This window comes from Actinomycetospora sp. C-140, from assembly GCF_054796175.1.
Map to the genome: position 1 here is coordinate 88,913 of NZ_JBTWNF010000008.1, position 21,353 is coordinate 110,265.

The following is a 21,353-nucleotide window of genomic DNA, read 5'->3' on the forward strand; positions in this document are numbered from 1 at the left end:
CCTGGTGTGACGACAGCGCGGTAGGGGCCTCCTAACCTCCTCGTCCATGGCTCGGGGACGGATCACGCCGCGCGCCCGGCCCTGGTCGTGGGCGGGCCGGATCGTGCTGGTCGGCGTGCTGCTCGCGATCGCCTGGCCGACCGCGCTGCAGGAGCTCGCGGTCACCCCGCCGACGGCGCTGCCCGTCGCGCTGGTCGTGTGCCTGCCGGTGCTCCTGGCGCCGGAGCACCCGTGGCGGGCGTGGATCGCCTCCGCCCTCGGGGCCCTGTTGATCGCGTGGCTCGTCGGGCCGGCGCCGGATCACGGGCTCGGCGTGCAGGTCGTGCACCTGGTGGTGCTGGGCGGGCTGACGGCACTGGTCGCGGTGCGGTGCGCCTGGTGGGCGGTGGCGGTGGCCGCGGTCGGCGTGCCGGTCGTCGTGTCCGCGGCCACCGCCTCGGTGGAGGGCACCGGCCTGGCCGTCTTCTGGACCCTGGTCCTGCTCGCGGTGGCGCTGCTCGTACGCCGGGTCGCCGCCCAGCGTCGCGAGATCGCCGTGGTCGAGGAGCAGCGGGCCGACGAGGAGGCACGGCGCGCGGTGCTGCAGGAGCGCGCCCGCGTCGCCCGCGACCTGCACGACGTCGTCGCGCACGCGATGTCGATGGTCGTGGTGCGCGCCGAGACCGCCCGCTACCGCCTCCCGGACGTCGACGAGGCGTCCGCCGGCGAGTTCACCGCGATCGGCGACGCGGCGCGGCAGGCGCTCGGCGAGCTGCGCGGGGTCCTGCAGGTCCTGCGCACCGAGGAGGGCGGCGAGCGGCGGCCGCAGCCGACCGCGGCCGACGTCGACGACCTCCTCGCCGCGACCACCCGCGCGGGCGTCGACCTCACCGTCACGACCACCGGGGACCCGGCGGCGCTCGGGGCCGCCGCGACGGTCTCGCTCTACCGGATCCTCGCCGAGGCGCTGGCCAACGCCTCCCGGCACGCCGCCGGCGCCCCGGTCGCGGTCACCGTCGACCACGCCGACGATGCCGTCCGCGTCCGGGTGGTCAACGGCCCGGGCCGCGAGGCCACCGGCCCGGGCTCCGGGCTCGGGCTGCCCGGGATGCGCGAGCGCGCGGCGGCGGTCGGGGGCGAGCTGACCGTCGGGCCGACCGCCGAGGGCGGGTACGCGGTGGAGGCGCGCCTGCCGAGCGGGCGGGCCGTCGCGGGGAGGAGCGTGTGACACGGGTGCTCGTCGCCGACGACCAGGCGATGGTCCGGGAGGGCTTCGGCGCCCTGCTGGCCGCGCAGCCCGGCCTCGAGGTGGTCGGGCACGCCGCCGACGGCGAGGAGGCGATCGCCGCGGTCGAGGCGCACACCCCCGACGTCGTGCTCATGGACGTGCGGATGCCGAGGCTCGACGGGCTCGCGGCGACCCGGCGGATCGTGGCCCGCCACCCGGAGGTCCGGGTGCTCGTGCTGACCACGTTCGACGTCGACGAGTACGTCTACGAGGCCCTGCGCGCCGGCGCCAGCGGCTTCCTGCTCAAGGACGCCCCCGCGGAGGAGCTGGTGCGGGCGGTCCGGGTCGTGGCCGCCGGCGACGCCCTGCTCGCCCCGTCGGTCACGCGCCGGCTGGTCGCCGAGTTCGCCTCACGCGCCGTGCCCGCCCGGGCGGTCTCCCCGCGCCTCGACGTCCTGACCGCCCGCGAGCGCGAGGTGCTCGGGCTGGTCGCGCGGGGCCTGTCGAACCTCGAGATCGCCGAGCACCTCGTGCTCGCCGAGCAGACGGTGAAGACCCACGTCGGGAGGATCCTCACCAAGCTCGACCTGCGCGACCGCGTCCAGGCCGTCGTGCTGGCCTACGAGACGGGCGTGGTCACCGCCCGGCTCGACCGCTGAGACCTCACGATCATCGGTGCCAGGACCGCGACGGCGGCGGTGAGGACGCCGAGCGCCAGGATCGCCGACGAGAGGCTCCCCAGCGGGCCGGCCACCGCGAGCAGCACGAGCGGGCAGAAGAACTGGCCGATGAACATCGCCGCGGTCCAGAAGCCCGTCCCCCGGCCGCGCTCGGCGAAGCCCAGCCCGGACAGCGCCCACGTCAGCAGGGTCGGCAGCAGCAGGCCGGTCCCGGCGCTGGCGATCACCGCGCCGACGGCGATCACGGGCACCGCCGACGACAGCCCGACGACCACGAGCCCCGCCGCGGCGAGCCCGAGGGCGACCGGGAGCAGCACGCGCGTCCCGCGCCCGGAGACCCGGCCGAAGGTGAAGCCGCCGGCCGCGGTGGCGAGGGAGGCGACGGCGCTGACCAGGCCGATGGTGGCCGTCGAGGTGACCCCGACCGACGCGAGCACCAGGGAGAGCTCGGCGATCGGCGTGTAGAACACGACCCCGCCGAAGAGGGTGACCAGGCACGGGACGGCGATGAGGCGCCAGGGCACCGGCGGGAGCGCCGCGGCCGGCGTGCGGCCCGTGCTGCGCACGAACACCGCGACCAGGACGGCGATCACGAGGCTGGAGAAGTACAGGACGAACGGCGCCCGCCAGCTCACCGCGCCGAGCGCCCCGCCGAGGGCGAAGAACGCGGTCGCGGCGAGGGTCGTCGCGATCGTCTGCCGGCCGAACCACCGGTCGCGGGCCGTGCCGTCGAAGAGGTCGGCGAGCAGCGTCGTGCAGGCGGTCATGATCGCGGCCTCGCAGATCCCGACCCCGACGCGGCTGGCGACGATCGCGCCCAGCGAGCTCAGGTACAGCGGCGCCGTCCCGAAGAGCGCGTAGACCACGAGAGCGGCGACCAGCACCCGCTTGCGGCCGGCCGCGTCGACGATCCGCCCCGCGACCGGGGCCAGCAGGCCGATCACCAGGGCCGGCGCGGTGAGCACGATCGGCACCAGGGCCTCGACGCCCGCCGTCCCCGCGAAGGCGTCCATCATCCGGGGCAGCACGGGGGCGAGCAGCACCGATCCGAGGATCGGCAGGCAGCTGCCCGCCAGCAGGATCGCGCCCTGCCCCGTCGCCCGCCCGGACCGGGCCGCGCTGCCCTGGTCCTCGTCCTGGCCGATCACCGTCACGACGCCCTCCGTCCCGTCCCGCTGTGGTGGTGACGGAGAGTGTCGAGGCCTGGATCACGTGATCGGAAATCACTCCTCTTGGGACCCACCATCGGTCGCGCTGATGGCGGGGAGGACGGCGCCGACCTCGGTGATCAGGCCGCGCAGCCACCGGTGGGCCGCGTCCGTGTCGTACGTCGGGTGCCACCACATCGCCTCCACCAGCGGCGTCACCGTGAAGGGGCAGGGCAGCGCCCGCACACCGCCGCCGGGCCGCAGGCGCGCCGCGAGGCGGGCCTGGACGAGGGCCACCCGGTCGGTGCCGGCGACGAGGTCCGGGATCGGCAGGAAGGACTCCACCACGACCTGCGCCCGGGGCTCGATGCCGTGGGCCCGCAGCTGCTGCGCGGCCGGGGTGAACGCGGTCGGGCGGTGGTAGACGGTCACCCACGGCAGCGTCGCGAGATCGTCGAGGGTGATCTCTTCCCCGACCCGCTCGTTGGCGGTCGCGACCAGGACCACCCAGTGGTCCTCGTAGAGGTCGATGAAGGGCAGGTCGTCGACGAAACCGTGGGGCAGCAGCAGCCCGTCCACCCCGCGGAGGCGTTCGGCCGCGCCGGTGACGTCCTCGGGACGGTGCGGGCACAGGCGCAGTCGGGCGTTCGGCGCGGAGCGGGCGAAGGCGGCCGCGAGCGGCGGGCCGAGCACGCTCGTCGCGTAGTCGGAGACGAGGAGCGTGAACTCCCGCGTGCTGTCGGCGGCGTCGAAGTCGGGGGCGGCGGAGAACACCCGCTCGACGCCCGCGACCGCGCCCTGCACCCGGTCCACGAGGCCGGCCGCCAGCGGTGTCAGCTCGTAGCGGTTGCCGACCCGGACCAGCAGCTCATCGCCGAAGTGCCGCCGCAGTCGAGCGAGGGCCGCGCTGACCGCGGGCTGCGACAGGCCGAGGGCGGCGGCGGCCCGTGTCACGTTGCGCTCGGCGAGCAGCGCGCGCAGGGAGAGCAGCAGGTTGAGGTCGAGGTTGGCGAGCCGGAGCGGCCGCGGTGCCGCGTCCTCGTCCATCCCGTAGGGATACCGGGCCCGCCGCGCGCGCTTCAAGCGGGGCATCGATCCGGCCGATGCCCGGCATCAGCGGTTCGGGCTTCCGGGCTGCTGCGCCCCGACCGCATCGTGGTCGCGACCACACGGACTCTCGATGCGGAGGGCACGCCCATGGGGGCGATCAGGCTGGGCACGTTCGCCGGAGCCGGCGGACACCGGTTCCCCGGGCTCGTGACGGACGCGGGGACCGTCGTCGACGTCAGCGAGGTCGGCGCGACCACGCGGGACCTGCTCGCCGACGGGGACCGCGCGGTCGCCGCCCTCGACGCCCTCGCCGACCGGCCGGGCGTCCCCCTCGACGGGCTCACCGTGCTCGCTCCGCTCGAGCCCGGACAGATCCTCCAGTCCGGCGCGAACTACCGGACCCACGTCATCGACCTCGCCGCCGCCCACCACGCCGAGCGGGGCACCCGGCCCGACGCCGAGATCCGCGCCGAGGTCGCGGCGATGATGGACCGGCGCGCCGCGGAGGGCACGCCCTACCTGTTCATCGGGCTGCCCTCGGCCGTGACCGGGCCCGCCGACGACGTCACGATCCCGCCCTGGACCGCGAAGTTCGACTGGGAGCTCGAGCTGGCCGCCGTGATCGGGCGCGAGGCGTTCCGCGTCGACCGGGCCCACGCGCTCGACCACGTCGCCGCCTACACGATCGCCAACGACCTCACCGCCCGCGACCTCGTGTTCCGCCGGGACATGCCCGAGATCGGCACCGACTGGTTCCGCGCGAAGAACGGCCCCGGTTTCACCCCGCTCGGCCCCTGGCTGGTCCTCGCCCGCGACGTCGACCCGTCCGACCTGCGGATCCGCCTCGAGCTGGACGGCCCCGACGGCGGAGTGATGCAGGACGAGACCACCAAGGACATGCTCTTCGACGTCGCCGCCCTGGTCGCCGCGGCCTCGGAGATCACACCGTTGCGCACCGGCGACCTCGTGCTCACCGGCAGCCCCGCCGGCAACGGCATGGCGCTGGGCCGACTGCTGCGCGACGGCGACGTCATGGTCGGCTCGATCACGGGTCTGGGCACCCAGCGCACCCGGGTGGTGGCGTCGCGATGAGCACCGACACGAGCGCGATCGTCGCGGCCGGACACGACCCGGCGAAGCCGGAGGAGGCCGTCGCCGCCGTCGCCGCCCGGGTCTCGCGGTGGGGCCGCTGGGGCCCCGACGACGTCCTGGGCTCGCTGAACCTGCTGACGCCGGCCACGCGCGTCGAGGGAGCCGCGTGCGTGCGGACCGGCGTGGCGTTCTCCCTCTCGCAGCCGTTCGACGAGACCGGCCCGCAGAACGGCTGGAAGAAGCGCACCAACCCGGTGCACACCATGCTCGGCACCGGCCACGAGGCCCTCGACGGGGAGTTCCCGCACGGCATCGGCGGCGCCGACGACGTCATCGCGATGCCGCTGCAGTGCTCGACGCAGTGGGACGGCCTCGGCCACATCTTCGACCACGGCAAGGCCTGGAACGGCCGCGACGCCGCCGCGGTGGTCCGCGTCGAGGGCGATCTGCTCACCGGCATCGAGACCGCGGCCGCCCACCTCGCGGGGCGGGGTGTCCTGCTCGACGCGGGGCGGGTCCTCGGCGACGAGCGGGGCGAGCTCCCGGACGCCTACCCGATCACCGCCGACGAGCTGGACATGATCGCCCGGGCCCAGGGTGTCGAGGTCCGGCCGGGCGACATCGTCTGCGTCCGCACCGGCCAGTACGCCCGCACCCGCCGGGAGGGCTGGGGCGGCTACGCGGGCGGGCCGGCACCGGGCCTGTCGTTCACCACGCTGGACTGGCTGCACGACCGCGACGTCGCCGCGATCGCCACCGACACGTGGGGGGTGGAGGTGCGGCCCAACGAGTTCGAGGTCGCCTTCCAGCCCCTGCACCAGGTCGCCATCCCGCACCTCGGCCTGTTCCTCGGGGAGATGTGGGACCTCGACGGGCTCGCCGCCGACTGCGCGGCCGACGGCCGCTACGCCTTCTTCCTCACGGCGGCTCCCCTGCGCATCACCGGTGCCGTCGGTTCCCCCGTCAACCCGATCGCGGTGAAGTGATGATCCAGAACGCATTGGTGGTGGGCGGCGGTGCTGCCGGCGCCGCCACCGCCATCCTGCTGGCCCGCGCCGGCGTGACCGTCGAGCTCGTCGAGGCGACGCCCGAGATCGGGACCGCCGGGTCCGGGATCACCCTGCAGGGCAACGCCCTGCGGGTCTTCCGCGACCTCGGGGTCCTCGACGACGTGCTGGCCCGCGGCTACGCGTTCGACGAGGTCGGCCTTCGCACCCCGGACGGCGGCGTCCTCGCGGTCATCCCCGACGCGCGGACCGGCGGCGATGACCTGCCCGCCACCGTGGGGATGCCCCGCGGGGAGATGGCCCGACTGCTGGCCGAGCGGGCCGCCGAGGTCGGCGTCAAGGTCCGGACCGGCACCCGCCTGGAGAGCGTCGCCTCCTCCGGCGAGGTCGTCCTCGCTGACGGCACCCGGAGCACCCACGACCTCGTCGTCGGGGCCGACGGCCTCAACTCCGGCGTCCGGGCGCAGCTCGGCATCGACACCCGTCCCGAGCCGATCGGCATGGGCATCTGGCGGGTCGTCACGACGCGGCCGTCGTCGATCACCCGCACCGACCTGATCTACGGCGGCGCGGCCTACATCGCCGGGTACTGCCCCACCGGCGACGACTCGATCTACGCCTACCTCGTCGAGGACGCGGCCGACCGCACCGGCCTCTCCCTCGACGAGCAGCTCGCCACCATGCGGGGGCTGGCCGACCACTACGGCGGGCCGTGGACCGAGATACGGGCACGGATGACCGACGCCTCCCGCGTCAACTACACGTGGTTCACCCACCACCTCGTCGACGGGCCGTGGCACCGGGGCCGCGTCGTCCTCGCCGGCGACGCCGCGCACTCGTGCCCGCCGACCCTCGCCCAGGGCGCGGCCATGGCCCTCGAGGACGCGACCGTCCTGGTCGAGGAGCTGCAGGCCACCGAGGACCTCGACGCCGCGCTCACGGCCTACACCGCCCGTCGTCGGGAACGGGCCGGCGCGGTGGTCGCGAGTTCCGTGCAGCTCGCCCGCTGGCTGCTCGACCACGAGCCCCCGCCGCAGGCCGGCGGCGCCGCCGACGTCCCCGGGCTGATGGCCCGGACCGCCGCGCTGCTCGCGCAGCGACCCTGAGGAGCCCCCCCCCCATGGACCGCCTGATCACCCACCTCCGGCACGTCGACCTCGCCGTGCCCGACTTCGACACCCAGCTCGCGTTCTACCGCGACCTGTGGAAGCTCTCCCCCGAGACCACCGACACCGGCATCGCGTTCCTCGCCGCCGAGGGCTCGCCCGAGCAGTACCAGGTGCGCCTGCGCGCCGACGCGGAGAAGCGCGTCGACCTCATCGCCTTCGGCGCCGGGACCCCCGCCGACGTCGACGCCCTCGCCGAGAAGCTCGGCCGCGACGGCGTCACGCTGGTCAGCACCCCCGACAAGCTGACGACCCCCGGGGGCGGCTACGGCTTCCGGTTCTTCGACCTCGAGGGCCGCACGATCGAGGTGTCGGCCGACGTCGCCGTCCGCGCGCACCGGCGCGTCGAGGAGGGCGAGTCGGTGCCGGTCAAGCTCTCGCACGTGGTGATCAACTCACCGCGGCCCGAGGCGCTGGTGGCCTGGTACGACCGTCACCTGGACTTCGCACTCTCCGACACGCTCTTCTCCCCGCACATGGGCGAGATGATGTGGTTCCTGCGCTGCAACCCCCAGCACCACTCGCTGGCGATCGCCCGCTGCCCGCACGTGTCGCTGCACCACGCGTCGTTCGAGCTTCGCGGCATCGACGAGTACATGCGCGGCACCGGCCGGCTGCTGCGGGCGGGCGTCGAGAAGGTGTGGGGCCCCGGGCGCCATCTGGCCGGGAACAACACGTTCTCGTACTTCCTCGACCCGCAGGGCAACACCGTCGAGTACACGACCGAGCTCGAGTGCCTCGACGAGGACACCTGGCACCCGTCGCTGCACGACTTCACCGACCCGATGGTCTCCGACCAGTGGGGCACGGCGAACCCGATGAGCGAGTTCGTCGCGAAGAAGTCCTTCAACGACCCCGACCGCGGCGTCTTCGTCGCCCCGCCGGTCTGATGAAGATCGCATCGACGCTGCACGACGGAACGGCCCGCGTCGGGGTGGTGGTCGACGACCACGTCCACGTGCTCTCGGGCGCGGCCACGGTGCTCGACCTGCTGCGTGACGGCACCCTGCTCGAGGCGGGCGCCGACGCCCTGCGGGCCCGACCCGTCGCGCTGGCCGACGCCCGGCTGCTCGCCCCGCTCGAGCCACCGACGGTGCGCGACTTCGTCGCCTTCGAGGAGCACGTGGAGGGGATGCGGTCGGGCACGGGGGTGCCGGACGCCTGGTACGACGCGCCGACCTTCTACTTCTCGAACCCGTACGCGACGCTCGGCCCCGCCGACGACGTCCCCGTGCCGCCCGGGTGCGCGGTCCTCGACTTCGAGCTCGAGGTCGGTGTCGTCATCGGGCGGACCGGTCGCGACGTCGGTCCCGCCGACGGGTGGGGCCACGTCGCGGGGCTGACGATCCTCAACGACTGGTCGGCCCGAGACGTCCAGTCCCGCGAGATGCAGGTCGGGCTCGGCCCGGCCAAGGGCAAGGACACCGCGACGACGCTCGGACCGTGGCTGGTCACGGCCGACGAGTTCTCGCCCGACGCCGAGGGCTTCCTCGACCTCGCGATGACGGCGTCGGTCGACGGCCGCGTCGTCGGCGAGGATCTCCTCTCGAACATGGGCTGGCCTCTCGGCGACCTCGTCGCCTACGCGTCGCGGGGCACCGAGGTCCGGCCCGGCGACGTGCTGGGCTCCGGGACGTGCGGCCACGGCGGCTGCCTCGGCGAGCTCTGGGGCCGCGGCGCCACGCACGAGGACCTGCCGCCGCTCGGACCGGGCTCCGAGGTCTCGCTGACGGTGGAGGGCATCGGGACGCTGACCTCGCACGTGGTCGCCGGCGCCGACCCCGTCCCGATCCCCCGCGCCCGCCCGCGCCCCCGCACCCGCCCGACCGATCGCGTCGCCCGGTGACCCGTGTCAGCGAAGTGCCATCACAGACACTCAGCGTCCGTATCGGTACTTCGATCACTCGCCCGGAGACCGCATGAGCCCCACCGTCGACGTCCACGCCCATCTCCTGGTGCCCGCCGCCGAGGCCCTCGTCGCCGACGAGCCCGCCCTGGCCGAGGCCCGGATCGCCGAGGCGCGCGCCGCCGGGCCGGCGTCGTCCCGGGTCAACCGCGATCAGATCGGGGCCCTCGGCCCGGCGTTGACCGACCGGGGCCTCCGGCTCGCGGCGATGGACGCCGCCGGTGTCGAGGTCCAGCTCGTCAGCCCGATGCCCATCCACCACACCTGGGCCGACCGCGACCTCGCCGCCCGGTACGCGGCGGCGGTCAACGAGGGCGTGCTCGCGCACTGCGCGGGTGCCCCGGACCGGCTCGTCGGCCTCGGGACGACACCCCTGCAGCATCCCGACCTCGCGGTCGAGGTCCTGCGGGCGGCGGTCGCGGACGGCCTGCGCGGGGTGGAGATCGGCACGTTCGTCACCGGGCCCGACGGGGTGCGCCGCGAGCTCGACGACCCTGCGCTGCGCGGGTTCTGGGCCGCCGCCGCCGAGCTCGAGGCCGTGGTGTTCATCCATCCCTGGGGCTGCACGCTCGGCGAGCGCCTCGACGTCGGCTACCTGTCCAACAGCGTCGGCAACCCCGTGGAGACGACCGTGGCCCTCTCGCGTCTGGTGGCGTCGGACGCCCTGCCCGAGGGGGTCCGCGTCCTCGCGGCGCACGGCGGCGGCTTCTTCCCGTACGGCACGGCGCGCCAGGACCACGCCTGGCACGCCCGGTCCGGCGACCGGGCGGCGCCCGCGCCCCCGAGCCGGGCGCTGCGCCGGCTGTGGTTCGACGCGCTGGTCTACACGCCCGAGGCCCTGCGCCACCTCGTGGCCGTCGCCGGCGCCGATCGCGTCTGCCTCGGCACCGACCACCCCTTCGACATGGGCGTCACCGATCCCCTCGATCGCCTCGCGGCCGCGGGCCTCGACCCTGCCGAGGCCGAGCTCGTCCGCGCCGGGGCCGCTGCCGCGCTCCTGGCCCCGAGCCGCGACCGCGCCGCGTGACGGTGAGGCGGCGGTCCGGTGTTTCCCGGACGTCCTCGAACCGAGCCCGCGCGAGCGGCGCGACTCCTCCCCGGATCGTTGCCGTTCCGTGACGTGCCGGTGCGGCCTGACCTGGGCTTACCGAGGCGGGACTGTCGGGGGGCGGTCGTAGCGTCCCGGGTATGAGCATCGACCACGATCTGGGGTGTGGCCTGGCGGCCGCGCTGGCGGGTCGTGAGCCGGATGCCGACCTGATGGCCGAGCTCGACGGGACGGACCCGCGCACGCTGACCGGGGAGGACCTGGCGGCGTACGTGCGGGCGCGGTGGCAGGTCCACAACCGCGCCGAGGCGATGCTGCTGGCCGGTCTCCGGGAGTTGGGCACGGCGCAGGACGGGCACACCGGCCGGCTGCCGAGCAGCGACGAGTTCTCTGGCGACGAGGTCGCGGCGGTGCTGGGCTGCTCCCGCACGACGGCCTCCCGGCGTCTGCAGCTCGCCGATGATCTCTTCTCCCGGCTGCCCGCGCTCGGCTCAGCCCTGTGGCAGGGGTGCCTCGACGAACCCAAGGTTCGCGCGATCAGCGAGCTGACCACCGACCTGTCCGCTGATCACGCGCGGCTCGCGGTGGCCGAGGTGCTGCCCGAGGCCGCCGAGCTGCCGGTCACGGCGTTGCGGGAACAGTTCGAGGAGGTCGTGCTCGCCCTCGATCCGGAGTGGGCCGAGCGGCGCCGCAAGCGGGCCGAGTCGCGGGGGCGGGTGGAGCTGTCGATGAACCCGTCGGGCACCGCGACCCTGGCGCTGGTCGACGCTCCCGCGACCGACGGGATCGCGTCGATGGCGCGGATCGAGGCGCTGGCCGCGGCGATCCGCGGGCTCGGGGTGCTCACCCCCATCGCGCTGCTGCGCCGACAGGTCGGGACACGGCTGCTCGACGGGTCCACGGCGGGCATGCCCGACGACGACATCGCCCGCCTCCTCGCCGCCGAGTACCACGCCTCCGACACCTCCGACGAACCCGACGATGGCAAGCCGGACGACAACGGCCCCGACGACGGCGGACCCGACGACGGCGGACCCGATGACAACGACCCCGATCCCGATCCGGGTCCGGACGACAGCGGGCCTGACGGTCCTCATGGTGGACCCGCTGACGGCGGCCTTGATCCCGGTCCGGACGACAGCGGGCCTGATGGTGGACCCGGTGACGGCGACCCCGGTCGGAGGCCGAACGACGAGGACCCCGACGACGAGAACCCTGACGACGACCGCCCCGACGACGACCGCCCCGACGACGACCGCCGCGACGGCGAGGGCCCCAGCGGCGGCGAGGGCCCCAGCGGCGGCGCCTCCGACGGTCGACACGAGGACGACCCTGACGAGGTCGCTCCGGAGCAGCCCGCGCCGCGGTCGCCCGCCGAGCACGGCGCCCTCGACCTTCCCGGCCTTCCCGGCCCTCCCGCCGAGGACGACGACACCGATGAGCCTGAGTCCGCGCCGCCGGTGGAGTCGCGCGCCGGACGGCTGCGCCGCGGCACCGTCGAGATCCGGCTCCGGCTGACCACCGCGCTCGGAGCCGACCGGTACCCCGCCACCGTCCCCGGCTTCGGCGCCGTCACCGCCCCGGTGGCCCGCGACCTGATCGCCGCCCGACACCACGGCGAGTGGCGCGTCGTCCTCACCGACCCCGGCGGCCATCTCCACCACGTCCTGCTCGCCCGCCGTCGACCATCCCGACCAGCGAGCCCCCGCGGCCGTCACCGTGCGCGGGGGCAGACACCGGGCCCGGCCCGGACCGGCGCGATCGTCGAACTCCAGGTTCCGACGACGGTGCTCGCTGCCCTGCACCCCGACGACCACCCCGGCTGGGCGCCGCTCCTGCGCGAGCTCCAGGCCCGCCTCGCCGATCTGCGCCACGCCGGCACCCTCGGGCACCCACCCGACGCTGCCAGCGGTCCCGAAGACTGGCTACGCCGACGTCCCGGCGCCGAGGCCGAGCGTTGGACCCGCGCCCGCGACCGGCACTGCGTCATCCCCTGGTGTCGGCAGCCCGCCCACCGCGCCGAGATCGACCACACCCGCGACCACGCCCGGGGCGGGCCCACCGTCACCTGGAACCTCGGGGCGTGGTGCACCCACGACCACCGCCTCAAGCACCTCGGCGGCTGGCACGTGCGGCAGCCCCTGCCGGGGTGGTTCGTGATCCGCACCCGGGCCGGGATCACCCACACCACCGGGCCGAAGAAGATCCTCCGATCACTCCCCGCCCCGAGCCCCGCCGCCACACCCCGGCCCCTCCCCGACGACGGCCACCCCGACCGCGAGGACGACGACCCCGACCCCCGGTGGCTCGAGAAGATCGCCCCGAAGCTCGCCGCCCAGCGCTCACGGACCCGACCCGCACCCACCCCGCCGACGACGGCCGCCGAGTCCGGCGCCGACGACCCGCCGCCCTTCTAGGAGCGACCGACGACTTCCGCGTCAGTCCTCGCTCGGCGGCGGGATGTCCGAGTCGGGGTCGGCGGCCGGCGCCGGGGTCGGTTCGCCGCGCAGGGACGCCAGCAGGTCGGGCAGCTCATCGGGCTTGAACAGCACGTCGCGGGCCTTGGAACCCTCCGACGGACCGACGACGCCCCGGGTCTCGAGCAGGTCCATGAGCCGGCCGGCCTTCGCGAACCCGACGCGGAGCTTGCGCTGCAGCATCGAGGTCGAGCCGAACTGGCTGGTGACGATGAGCTCGGCGGCCGCGACCACGAGCTCGAGGTCGTCGCCGATGTCCGCGTCGATCTCCTTCTTGTCGCCCGCGGCCTCGGTGGTGACGCCCTCGGTGTAGTCGGGGTCGGCCTGCTCCTTGCAGTGCTCGACGACCGCGGAGATCTCGTCGTCGGAGATGAACGCGCCCTGCAGGCGGTTCGTCTTCCCCGCCCCCATCGGCAGGAAGAGCGCGTCGCCCATGCCGATGAGCTTCTCGGCCCCGGGCTGGTCGAGGATGACGCGCGAGTCGGTGAGCGACGACGTCGCGAACGCGAGCCGCGACGGCACGTTCGTCTTGATCAGGCCGGTGACGACGTCGACGGACGGCCGCTGCGTGGCGAGCACCAGGTGGATGCCGGCGGCGCGGGCCTTCTGGGTGATGCGCACGATCGCGTCCTCGACGTCGCGGGGCGCGGTCATCATGAGGTCGGCGAGCTCGTCGACGATGCACATGATGTACGGGTACGGGCGGTACACGCGCTCCGAGCCGAGCGGCGCCTGGATCGCCCCGCTGCGCACCTTCTCGTTGAACGTGTCGATGTGCCGCACACGGTTGGCCTGCATGTCCGCGTAGCGCTGCTCCATCTCCTCCACCAGCCACTGCAGCGCCGTGGCCGCCTTCTTCGGCGAGGTGATGATCGGCGTGATGAGGTGCGGGATGCCCTCGTAGGGCGTCAGCTCGACCATCTTCGGGTCGATGAGGATCATCCGGACCTCGTCCGGCGTCGAGCGCTGCAGCAGCGAGACGAGCATCGAGTTGACGAAGCTCGACTTACCGGAGCCGGTGGAGCCGGCGACCAGCAGGTGCGGCATCTTCGCGAGGTTGGCCGTCACCATCCGGCCCTCGATGTCCTTGCCCAGGCCGATGACCATCGGGTGGGTCTCGGCCCGCGCGGTCGGCGAGGTGAGCACGTCGCCGAGCCGGACCATCTCGCGGTCGCTGTTCGGCACCTCGATGCCTACCGCCGACTTGCCCGGGATGGGCGCGAGCAGCAGCACGCGGTCGGTGGCCGCGGCGTAGGCGAGGTTGCGGTGCAGCGCGGTGATCTTCTCGACCTTCACGCCGTGCCCGAGCTCGACCTCGTAACGCGTGACCGTCGGCCCGCGGGTGAACCCGGTGACCTCGGCGTCCACCTTGAACTGCTCCAGCACGCCGGTGATCGCCTCGATCATGGCGTCGTTCGCGGCGCTACGGGCCTTGGGCGGCTCGCCGGCCGTGAGCAGGTCGGGCGGCGGGAGGCGGTAGTCGCCGTCGGTGACGTCGCGGTGGGAGCTGAACGAGGCCGCCGCCTGCGGGTCGGGCTCGGTCTCCTCCGGGGCCTCGGCCGCGGGAGCCGGGGCGGGCTTCTTCTTCGGCCGCGGCGGGGCCGGGGCCGGGACCGGGGCCTCCTCGTCCCGCGGCGGGCTGGTCAGGTCGGGGACGGCCGCGGCGGTGCGGTCGCGGTGCCGCGCCGGGTGGCGGGCGGCGTCCCCGTCCTCGGCGTCGGCCGCCTCCTCGTCGGCACCCGAGCGCTTGCCCCGCCGGCGGATCGCCGTGGTCGGCGCGGTGCCGTCCGGGTCGTCGAGGGGCACGCCGTCGGCGTCGACGTCGACGTCGTCCGGGCCACCCCAGTCGTCGTCGGGGCGCTCGCCGGTGACCAGCAGGCGCAGGCGCTCGCCGATCTCGCGCACCGGCGTGCCCGTGAGCACCAGCAGGCCGTAGAGGCCCACGAGCACCAGCACGATCCCGGCGATCCACGTCGTCACGCCCCGGGCGAGCGGGTCGGCGATCACGGCGCCGAGGACGCCCCCCGCCGCGCGCCGTCCGTCGAGCTCGCGCGGCGCACCGACGACGAGGTGCCAGACGGCGAGCACGGCGAGGCCGAACAGGAACGCGCCGACCACCGTGCGCGGACGGGTCTCGGGCTGCGGGTCGGTGCGCAGGAGGATCACGGCGACCCCGAGCAGCACGACGGGCAGCACGAGCGCGGCCGCACCGATGACGGTCCGCAGCCCGACGTCCAGGCCGGTGCCGACCGGACCGCCGGCGCCCCACCACACCCCCGCCGCCGTGAGCACCGCGAGCACGACCAGCGCCAGCGCCACCCCGTCGCGGCGGTGCGCCGCGTCGACGTCACGGGCCCGCCCCAACGTGCGCACGAGCGAGCCGAGCCCGCGGGCGGTGAGCACCCAGCCCCCGCGCAGCGTCCGCACGATCGGCCCGGGCCCGGAGCGACGGGCCGGCGGGCGCTTCCTCGTCGACGAGCCCGCGGGCCGGCGCTTGGCGGGCGGCCGCTGCTGCGGGGACCGGGTCGACGCCGCCGGGCCCGTGCCGCGCTGCCGCGGTGTCCGCCCGCCCGTCAGCGGGCGGCTGCGGTCCGAGCCCCGTGAGGACTGGTCTCGTGTCTCGGTGCGCCCGGCCATGCGCCCACGGTAGCCCGCGGGCCCCACGCGTCCCGGTAACCACACGCGCCCCGGAAGGGCCTCACTCCGGGACGTGACTCAGCCAGGGCCCCGCCGCGCGATCTCGTCGTGCCACACCGAGGTCTTGGTGCAGTACTCCGGGGCCACGACGACGTCGCGGTCGTCGAGCAGGTGCTCGAATCCGGAGGCGGTGGGCTGCACGTCCTGGGGGCAGCAGCGGGTCGACAGCTCGACGAGCTCGCGACCGCTCGGGAAACGGAAGTGCTCCAGGTCGACGCGGGGCAGCCCCATCCCCGTGGCCGCCACCTTGACGCGCCGGACGACGAGGGGCCCGTGCACCTTCAGCTCGATGAGCCGGTCGTCGTCGACGACCTCGCTCCCGCCCTCGCACGCCCACGTGCACTGGGTGCCCGAGAGGAGCTCGCGCGCCTTCGCGGAGCCCGCGATCACGGCCGCGGCCGCCGCCGAGTCGATGTCGCGGCGCACCTCGATGTCCTTCCACACCCCGGCGGGGACGACGTCGTACTCGACCCGCGCGCCCCGCGGCCGGTAGCACCCGAGCTCGGTGCCGCGGCGCCGCGCCGAGACCGCGAGGTCGAACTTGCCGCGCGCGCGGCGTCGCAGGCGGATCTCGACGCCGACCCGCAGGAAGTCGAGGCTCTCGGTGTCGAGCAGGTAGGTCTGGCGCACGCTCCACGTGGGCCCGTGGCGTCCCGTGAGCGCCTCCGCGGCGGCTCCCGCGGGCGGTACGAGCAGCGTCTTCAGCTCGACGCTGTCGGCGTGCACGCCGTGGGTCGCGAGCCACGCGAGCGCTTCGGTCGACCCGAACCTGCCCACCGCCGACCGACCTCCCACCGGGCGGTCCGGATCCCCGTCGTCGGGCCCGCCCGCGACCGACGATAGCGGCGGGCGGTGATCCAGGACACCTCGGACCGGCGAACCTGGTCGGATGGAGAGGGGGGTCGTCCGTTCCGCACACTCCCGGCGCCTGTTCCGCATATCGGGACACGCTCGACGACTACTTCCCGTGATCATCCCAGGCCACCAGCGTGATAGTGCTGCGCGTGCAAGATCGAGATCTGAAACCCCCGCACCGGCCCTTGCCGAGCCGGGACAGCCTCCCTACTGTCCCCTGTGGCTCAGCACACACCGCTCGGCGGCCGTCATCGTCCGGCCGCCGCCACACCGCGTGTGTCCTGCCGCCCAGTGGTCGACATCGTCGGCCGGACGGTCGTGTGACCCGTGGCGGCAGAGCCCTCCTCACCCGGACGTCCGCCGCGATGAGCCATGCCCGGCGTGCCCCGGTCGCCACGAGCCCGGGGTCGTCAGCGGAGACGAGAAGGGCACCCATGAGGAGGTACGTCGCATGACGTCCACAGATCGAGACGCCGAACTGGCCGCCGCCGGCCTGGACGGACAGAACAGGACCGCGCTGGGCCGGCTGCTCGGCACGGGCTCGATCGGATACGCCGAGAAGGGGTCCGACGGGGTCATGCGCGGCACGGTGCGCATCCCCGAGGACGAGCTGATCTGGGAGCCCTCGATCCTCGTCTTCCCCGAGGGCGGCGAGGTCGAGCTCACGCTCATCAACGACGACAAGAACACCCACTGCGCGGTGCTGCCCCACAACGGTGACCCCAAGATCATCTGGCTGGTCAACCACTCCAAGGGCACGGCCCGTCTCTCCCTGGGCGGCCCCGGCACCTACTACTACGGCTCCACGACCGGCAACGACGAGGGCCGCGGCCTGACGGGCGCGCTCGTGTTCGGCGGCGAGGTCCCCGACGACGCCAAGCAGGACCGTCCTCCGCAGCCGCGTCCGTAGGCCCACACCGCACGTAGAGACCGGAGAGGAAACCGATGACCGACTACGTGGACGCCGGCGAGGCCGTCCCCCACAAGACACTCAGCGCCACCAAGGGCAGCGCCCCGGCCACGGGCAACGTCGACTTCGAGCGCATCAAGAACGCCAAGTCGGAGCCCCAGAACTGGCTGACCTACTACGGCAGCTACGACGGCCAGCGCTACAGCCCGCTCGACAAGATCAACAAGGACACCGTCAAGCGCCTCACCCCGGCGTGGGTGTTCCAGGCCGGCATGAACGGCCTGCACTCCGGCGCGTCGACCTACTCGTTCGAGGCGTCGCCGCTCGTCGTCGAGGGCGTCATGTACGTCTCCGGCCCCGACGGCAAGGTCTGGGCGATCGACGCCGCGACCGGCGAGGAGCTGTGGCGCTACAAGCACGCCTCGCCCTACGACGTGTCGCTGTGCTGCGGCAACGTCAACCGCGGCGTCGCCGTGGGCCACGGCAAGGTGTACATGTACACCCTCAACGCCCACCTCATCGCGCTCGACGCGACGACGGGCGACCTGGTCTGGGACGTCACCAACGGTGACGTGCGCGCCGGCGAGAGCGGCTCGGTCGCCCCGCTGATCGTCAAGGACATGGTCGTGGTCGGCAGCGCCGGCGGCGAGTTCGGCCTCCGCGGCCACATGGACGCGTTCGACGCCCAGACCGGTGAGCGCCGCTGGCGCTGCTACACGGTGCCGAAGCCGGGCGAGCCCGGGTCGGAGACGTGGGGCGACGAGAACGCCGAGGCGTGGCAGCGCGGCGGGGCCAACTGCTGGGTCACCTCGACCTACGACCCCGAGCTCGAACTGCTCTACCAGGGCACCGGCAACCCGGCGCCCGACTTCGACGGCGGCGTGCGCCCCGGCGACAACCTCTACACCGACAGCGTCGTGGCCGTGGACGTGAACACCGGCACCATCCGGTGGCACTACCAGTTCACCCCGCACGACCTGTGGGACTACGACTCGACGATGGAGAACCTGCTCTTCGACGCTCCGGACGGGCGCAAGCTGCTCGCCCACGCGGACAAGAACGGCTACTTCTTCGTCCTCGACCGCACCAACGGCGAGCTCTTCCGGGTCTTCCCCTTCGTCGACCGCATCACGTGGGGCGAGATCACGCCCGACGGCAAGGTCACGCCGAAGGTCTACCCGGACGAGGAGGGCGTCCCCGTCCACTTCTGGCCCGGCCCGGCCGGCGGCAAGGAGTGGACGCACATGTCGTACAACCCCAACACGGGGTTGATCTACGTGCCCGTCCAGGAGGTCGGGGCGACGGCGACCCGCCGCCGCCGCGAGTTCAAGGAGAGCATCCCCTACTGGGGTGCGGGTGTGGCCGTCGACCTCGACGACTTCTACGGCTACGTGGCCGCCATCGACCCGGTGTCCGGCGAGGAGAAGTGGCGCTGGAACAACGAGTACCCGATGTGCGCCTCGACGCTGACCACCGCGGGTGGCCTGGTGTTCCAGGGCACGCCGACCGGTGAGTTCGTCGCCCTCGACGCCGACACCGGCGAGAAGCTGTACTCGTTCCAGTGCGGCAGCGGGCACCACTCGAGCCCGTCGACGTACGAGGTGGACGGGCGCCAGTACATCGCGGTGCCGACCGGCTGGGGCGGCTGGGTCGAGGGCTTCCTGCCCGGCCTGCTCGGCGCGGCCGCCGGCGACGCGCTGTTCTGCTTCGCGCTGCCCGAGTGAGTCCTTGCCCGACCTGACGACGATCGTCGGCGGGAGCCGACGGAAAGGAGTGACTCCCATGGAGATGCACGTCTGGGAGACCCCGGAGTTCGAGGAGATCGGCGTCGCGCCTGAGGTGACGATGTACGTCGCCCAGATGGACGACTGACCGACAGATCGCGAAGGGGCGCCGGATCCGTTCCGGCGCCCCTTTGCGGCGTTTCGGCACGGACCCGGCGGGAGATCCCGCGGAGGAGAGGACATGACCGTCGAGCAGACCGAGGCGCCCCCCGCGGCCGCTCGCTGGCTCTGCGAAATGTGCGGGTTCATCTATGATCCGGAGGAGGGCGATCCCGACAGCGGCATCCCGCCGGGCACGCCCTTCGAGGACATTCCCGACGACTGGATGTGCCCGATCTGCGGCGCCGAGAAGGCGGACTTCCGCGAGCTGGAACCGGGTGAGTTCCCGGAGATGTGAGGTTGTAGCAAGCATGATCACCGGGTACGGCCACTTCGTCCAGCTCGCCGAGTCCCTGCAGTGGGACGAGACCACCATCGACCTCACCGCCGACACCGAGGCGTTCCCGAAGCTCGAGCAGGACGAGTACGACCAGGTCCTGGGGCTGCTCGCCGGCTTCTGCATCGGTGAGACCTCGGTGGCCACGCACCTCACGTCCTTCCGCGGCGCCGCGACCGAGGACGACATGATGGGCAAGGTCTTCGAGGCCCAGGCCCGCGACGAGGCGCGCCACGCCCGCTTCTTCGACCGCGTGGTGCGCGAGGTCGCGGGGGTGCCGGGCGCGACCATGACCGAGCGCGTCGACCACCTGCGCGACCGCGTCAGCCCGGACCTCGTCGAGCTGTTCGAGGACCGCCTCCCGGCCATCGCGGCCCAGGTGGCCGAGGACCCCGAGCAGCTCACCGCCGCCGTCGGGCTCTACCACATGATCCTCGAGGGTGTCGTGCTCACGGCGGGTCAGCACGCGCTGCTCGAGACGCTCAAGGGCCTGACGGTGAAGATGCCCGGTGTCGTCAAGGGAATGGAGCTGGTGCTCCGTGACGAGCGCTGGCACATCGGCTTCGGGTCCCGGGTGATCCAGAGCGCCGACGTCGTCGACGACCAGATGGAGGAACTGCTGACGCAGGGCACCAAGGCCGCGTCGGCGTGGGGCGACCTCATCGCCCAGGACGACATCGCGCACGTCGAGCACCTGCACCAGCGGCGCCTCAAGTCCGTCGGGATCAAGTTCTGGTGACCCCTCGGCCCACTGCCGCGTGACCCCGCGGCAGGTATGTTGACCTTCGTCGATCGAAAGGAGGTGCGAAAATCATGGAGTCGCTCTCCGTCTGGGAGACCCCGGAGTTCGAGGAGATCGGTGTCGCCCCCGAGGTGACCATGTATGTCGCTCAGCTCGACGATTGACGACGATCGCGACAGGGGCGCCGGGAATGTCGTTCCGGGCGCCCCTGTCGCCGTCGGGGCAATTCCTGCGAGGAGGAGACAGCGATGTGGCTGCGGGTGCTCGGCGCGGGCGCGGGCGGCGGGTTCCCCCAGTGGAACTGCGGGTGCCCCGGCTGCCGCGCCGTGCGGGACGGGTCCCGGCCCGCCACCCCGCGCACCCAGTCGTCGATCGCCGTGAGCGCCGACCGCCGCACCTGGTTCCTGATCAACGCCTCCCCCGACCTGCGCGCCCAGATCGACGCCTGCCAGGACCTCCACCCGACCTCGGGGCGTGACAGCCCGATCGCCGCCGTGCTGCTCACCGACGCCGAGCTCGACCACACGATGGGTCTGCTGCTGCTGCGCGAGGGGCCGGGCATCGCGCTCCATGCCACGGACGCGTCGTTCGAGACGCTGCGCGGCGGCACCGGCTTCCTGCCGACGCTCGAGCGCTACACCGCGGTCGAGCGCCACCGCGTGGTGCCGGGCGAGAGCGTCGCCCTGGACGACCGCCTGAGCTACCGGGCGTTCGACGTGCCCACGGTGAAGAAGGCACGCTTCGGGGGCGTCGAGGACGAGGGCCGGGTCGTCGGCTACCGCCTCGTCGACACCGCGACCGGGCGGACGGCCGTGTACCTGCCGGGCGTCCAGGAGATCACCCCGGCGGTGCACGACGAGCTCGCCGGCGCCGACGTGGTGCTCGTCGACGGCACCACCTGGACCGACGACGAGATGATCACCATGGGCCTGGCGTCGAAGACCGCCCGGGACATGGGCCACCTGGCCGTCGGCGGGCCGGGCGGCAGCCTCGCGGTCCTCGACGGTCTGCGGGCCGAACGCCGGATCTACGTGCACATCAACAACACGAACCCGATGCTGCTCGAGGACTCCCCCGAGCACGCCGAGGTCATCGCCCGGGGTGTGGAGATCGCGCCCGACGGGCTCGAGGTGGAGGTCTGAGAGCGG

Annotated in this window: 20 protein-coding genes; 16 read left to right on the plus strand and 4 right to left on the minus strand. The window is 73.8% G+C overall.

Going from position 1 to position 21,353, the window contains the following annotated elements:
• Positions 1-46: 46 nt before the first annotated feature.
• Both ACR9E3_RS15020 and ACR9E3_RS15025 read left to right on the plus strand, forming a co-directional pair.
• Positions 47-1,207: a sensor histidine kinase gene (locus ACR9E3_RS15020; RefSeq protein WP_460381096.1), complete on the plus strand. Its 1,161-nt coding sequence runs from the start codon at positions 47-49 to the stop codon at positions 1,205-1,207.
• Positions 1,204-1,866 (plus strand): response regulator, encoded by a 663-nt coding sequence (locus ACR9E3_RS15025; protein ID WP_460381097.1) that lies wholly within the window; start codon positions 1,204-1,206, stop codon positions 1,864-1,866. Before ACR9E3_RS15020 ends, ACR9E3_RS15025 begins: the two co-directional genes overlap by 4 nt.
• Here the strand turns inward: ACR9E3_RS15025 and ACR9E3_RS15030 are convergent.
• Together ACR9E3_RS15030 and ACR9E3_RS15035 are read right to left on the minus strand one after the other, a co-directional pair.
• Positions 1,827-3,041, minus strand: coding sequence for an MFS transporter (locus ACR9E3_RS15030; RefSeq protein WP_460381098.1), 1,215 nt, complete (start codon positions 3,039-3,041; stop codon positions 1,827-1,829). The two genes, ACR9E3_RS15025 and ACR9E3_RS15030, sit on opposite strands and share 40 nt — an antisense overlap.
• A 69-nt stretch (positions 3,042-3,110) precedes the next feature.
• Positions 3,111-4,082, minus strand: a complete 972-nt coding sequence (locus ACR9E3_RS15035; protein ID WP_460381099.1) for a LysR family transcriptional regulator — start codon at positions 4,080-4,082, stop codon at positions 3,111-3,113.
• A 150-nt stretch (positions 4,083-4,232) separates the two neighbouring features.
• Between ACR9E3_RS15035 and ACR9E3_RS15040 the strand changes: the two genes are divergently transcribed.
• The 7 genes from ACR9E3_RS15040 (at position 4,233) to ACR9E3_RS15070 (ending at position 12,721) form a co-directional block, all read left to right on the plus strand.
• On the plus strand, positions 4,233-5,177 hold the full coding sequence (locus ACR9E3_RS15040) for a fumarylacetoacetate hydrolase family protein (RefSeq protein WP_460381100.1): 945 nt from the start codon (positions 4,233-4,235) through the stop codon (positions 5,175-5,177).
• Positions 5,174-6,163 (plus strand): cyclase family protein, encoded by a 990-nt coding sequence (locus tag ACR9E3_RS15045; protein ID WP_460381101.1) that lies wholly within the window; start codon positions 5,174-5,176, stop codon positions 6,161-6,163. Before ACR9E3_RS15040 ends, ACR9E3_RS15045 begins: the two co-directional genes overlap by 4 nt.
• Positions 6,163-7,290 (plus strand): FAD-dependent monooxygenase, encoded by a 1,128-nt coding sequence (locus tag ACR9E3_RS15050; protein ID WP_460381102.1) that lies wholly within the window; start codon positions 6,163-6,165, stop codon positions 7,288-7,290. Before ACR9E3_RS15045 ends, ACR9E3_RS15050 begins: the two co-directional genes overlap by 1 nt.
• 14 nt (positions 7,291-7,304) lie before the next feature.
• Complete coding sequence (locus tag ACR9E3_RS15055; RefSeq protein WP_460381103.1) at positions 7,305-8,240, plus strand: VOC family protein; 936 nt, start codon at positions 7,305-7,307, stop codon at positions 8,238-8,240.
• The gene (locus ACR9E3_RS15060; protein ID WP_460381104.1) at positions 8,240-9,196 is read left to right on the plus strand and encodes a fumarylacetoacetate hydrolase family protein; all 957 of its coding nucleotides are present in this window, start codon (positions 8,240-8,242) and stop codon (positions 9,194-9,196) included. Before ACR9E3_RS15055 ends, ACR9E3_RS15060 begins: the two co-directional genes overlap by 1 nt.
• Before the next feature lie 73 nt (positions 9,197-9,269).
• Positions 9,270-10,283, plus strand: coding sequence for an amidohydrolase family protein (locus ACR9E3_RS15065; protein ID WP_460381105.1), 1,014 nt, complete (start codon positions 9,270-9,272; stop codon positions 10,281-10,283).
• 161 nt (positions 10,284-10,444) lie between these two features.
• Positions 10,445-12,721 carry an HNH endonuclease signature motif containing protein gene (locus ACR9E3_RS15070; protein ID WP_460381106.1) on the plus strand — a complete coding sequence of 759 codons (2,277 nt, stop codon included), beginning with the start codon at positions 10,445-10,447 and terminating at the stop codon, positions 12,719-12,721.
• 21 nt (positions 12,722-12,742) lie between these two features.
• Here the strand turns inward: ACR9E3_RS15070 and ACR9E3_RS15075 are convergent, their stop codons facing one another.
• Both ACR9E3_RS15075 and ACR9E3_RS15080 read right to left on the minus strand, forming a co-directional pair.
• On the minus strand, positions 12,743-15,418 hold the full coding sequence (locus tag ACR9E3_RS15075; protein ID WP_460381108.1) for a DNA translocase FtsK: 2,676 nt from the start codon (positions 15,416-15,418) through the stop codon (positions 12,743-12,745).
• Positions 15,419-15,496: 78 nt separating this feature from the next.
• Positions 15,497-16,255, minus strand: coding sequence for a hypothetical protein (locus ACR9E3_RS15080; protein ID WP_460381110.1), 759 nt, complete (start codon positions 16,253-16,255; stop codon positions 15,497-15,499).
• A gap of 529 nt (positions 16,256-16,784) precedes the next feature.
• On the opposite strand from ACR9E3_RS15080, the gene ACR9E3_RS15085 reads away from it, so the two are divergent.
• The 7 genes from ACR9E3_RS15085 to pqqB all read left to right on the plus strand — a co-directional run bounded on the left by ACR9E3_RS15085 (position 16,785) and on the right by pqqB (position 21,347).
• Positions 16,785-17,243 carry an MSMEG_3727 family PQQ-associated protein gene (locus ACR9E3_RS15085; RefSeq protein ID WP_460381111.1) on the plus strand — a complete coding sequence of 153 codons (459 nt, stop codon included), beginning with the start codon at positions 16,785-16,787 and terminating at the stop codon, positions 17,241-17,243.
• Between the two features lie 35 nt (positions 17,244-17,278).
• Entirely contained in the window at positions 17,279-18,967 is a 1,689-nt protein-coding gene (locus ACR9E3_RS15090) for a PQQ-dependent dehydrogenase, methanol/ethanol family (RefSeq protein WP_460381112.1), read from the plus strand.
• Positions 18,968-19,025: 58 nt separating this feature from the next.
• Positions 19,026-19,115 carry a pyrroloquinoline quinone precursor peptide PqqA gene (gene pqqA / locus ACR9E3_RS15095; RefSeq protein ID WP_460381113.1) on the plus strand — a complete coding sequence of 30 codons (90 nt, stop codon included), beginning with the start codon at positions 19,026-19,028 and terminating at the stop codon, positions 19,113-19,115.
• Between the two features lie 93 nt (positions 19,116-19,208).
• A complete protein-coding gene (gene rd, locus ACR9E3_RS15100; protein ID WP_285649603.1) occupies positions 19,209-19,424 on the plus strand; it encodes a rubredoxin in 216 nt (71 codons plus the stop codon).
• 13 nt (positions 19,425-19,437) lie between these two features.
• Entirely contained in the window at positions 19,438-20,202 is a 765-nt protein-coding gene (locus ACR9E3_RS15105) for a ribonucleotide-diphosphate reductase subunit beta (RefSeq protein ID WP_460381114.1), read from the plus strand.
• Between the two features lie 74 nt (positions 20,203-20,276).
• Positions 20,277-20,369, plus strand: a complete 93-nt coding sequence (gene pqqA, locus ACR9E3_RS15110; RefSeq protein ID WP_460381115.1) for a pyrroloquinoline quinone precursor peptide PqqA — start codon at positions 20,277-20,279, stop codon at positions 20,367-20,369.
• Positions 20,370-20,453: 84 nt separating this feature from the next.
• Positions 20,454-21,347, plus strand: coding sequence for a pyrroloquinoline quinone biosynthesis protein PqqB (gene pqqB, locus ACR9E3_RS15115; protein ID WP_460381116.1), 894 nt, complete (start codon positions 20,454-20,456; stop codon positions 21,345-21,347).
• The last annotated feature ends 6 nt before the right edge of the window (positions 21,348-21,353 follow it).

Bases quoted from the DNA above. Each gene is read 5' to 3' on its own strand.
- ACR9E3_RS15020 (WP_460381096.1), top strand. From the start codon at position 47: ATGGCTCGGGGACGGATCACGCCGCGCGCCCGGCCCTGGTCGTGGGCG.
- ACR9E3_RS15035 (WP_460381099.1), bottom strand. From the start codon at position 4,082: ATGGACGAGGACGCGGCACCGCGGCCGCTCCGGCTCGCCAACCTCGAC.
- ACR9E3_RS15040 (WP_460381100.1), top strand. From the start codon at position 4,233: ATGGGGGCGATCAGGCTGGGCACGTTCGCCGGAGCCGGCGGACACCGG.
- ACR9E3_RS15045 (WP_460381101.1), top strand. From the start codon at position 5,174: ATGAGCACCGACACGAGCGCGATCGTCGCGGCCGGACACGACCCGGCG.
- ACR9E3_RS15050 (WP_460381102.1), top strand. From the start codon at position 6,163: ATGATCCAGAACGCATTGGTGGTGGGCGGCGGTGCTGCCGGCGCCGCC.
- ACR9E3_RS15055 (WP_460381103.1), top strand. From the start codon at position 7,305: ATGGACCGCCTGATCACCCACCTCCGGCACGTCGACCTCGCCGTGCCC.
- ACR9E3_RS15060 (WP_460381104.1), top strand. From the start codon at position 8,240: ATGAAGATCGCATCGACGCTGCACGACGGAACGGCCCGCGTCGGGGTG.
- ACR9E3_RS15065 (WP_460381105.1), top strand. From the start codon at position 9,270: ATGAGCCCCACCGTCGACGTCCACGCCCATCTCCTGGTGCCCGCCGCC.
- ACR9E3_RS15070 (WP_460381106.1), top strand. From the start codon at position 10,445: ATGAGCATCGACCACGATCTGGGGTGTGGCCTGGCGGCCGCGCTGGCG.
- ACR9E3_RS15075 (WP_460381108.1), bottom strand. From the start codon at position 15,418: ATGGCCGGGCGCACCGAGACACGAGACCAGTCCTCACGGGGCTCGGAC.
- ACR9E3_RS15085 (WP_460381111.1), top strand. From the start codon at position 16,785: ATGACGTCCACAGATCGAGACGCCGAACTGGCCGCCGCCGGCCTGGAC.
- ACR9E3_RS15090 (WP_460381112.1), top strand. From the start codon at position 17,279: ATGACCGACTACGTGGACGCCGGCGAGGCCGTCCCCCACAAGACACTC.
- pqqA (WP_460381113.1), top strand. From the start codon at position 19,026: ATGGAGATGCACGTCTGGGAGACCCCGGAGTTCGAGGAGATCGGCGTC.
- rd (WP_285649603.1), top strand. From the start codon at position 19,209: ATGACCGTCGAGCAGACCGAGGCGCCCCCCGCGGCCGCTCGCTGGCTC.
- ACR9E3_RS15105 (WP_460381114.1), top strand. From the start codon at position 19,438: ATGATCACCGGGTACGGCCACTTCGTCCAGCTCGCCGAGTCCCTGCAG.
- pqqA (WP_460381115.1), top strand. From the start codon at position 20,277: ATGGAGTCGCTCTCCGTCTGGGAGACCCCGGAGTTCGAGGAGATCGGT.
- pqqB (WP_460381116.1), top strand. From the start codon at position 20,454: ATGTGGCTGCGGGTGCTCGGCGCGGGCGCGGGCGGCGGGTTCCCCCAG.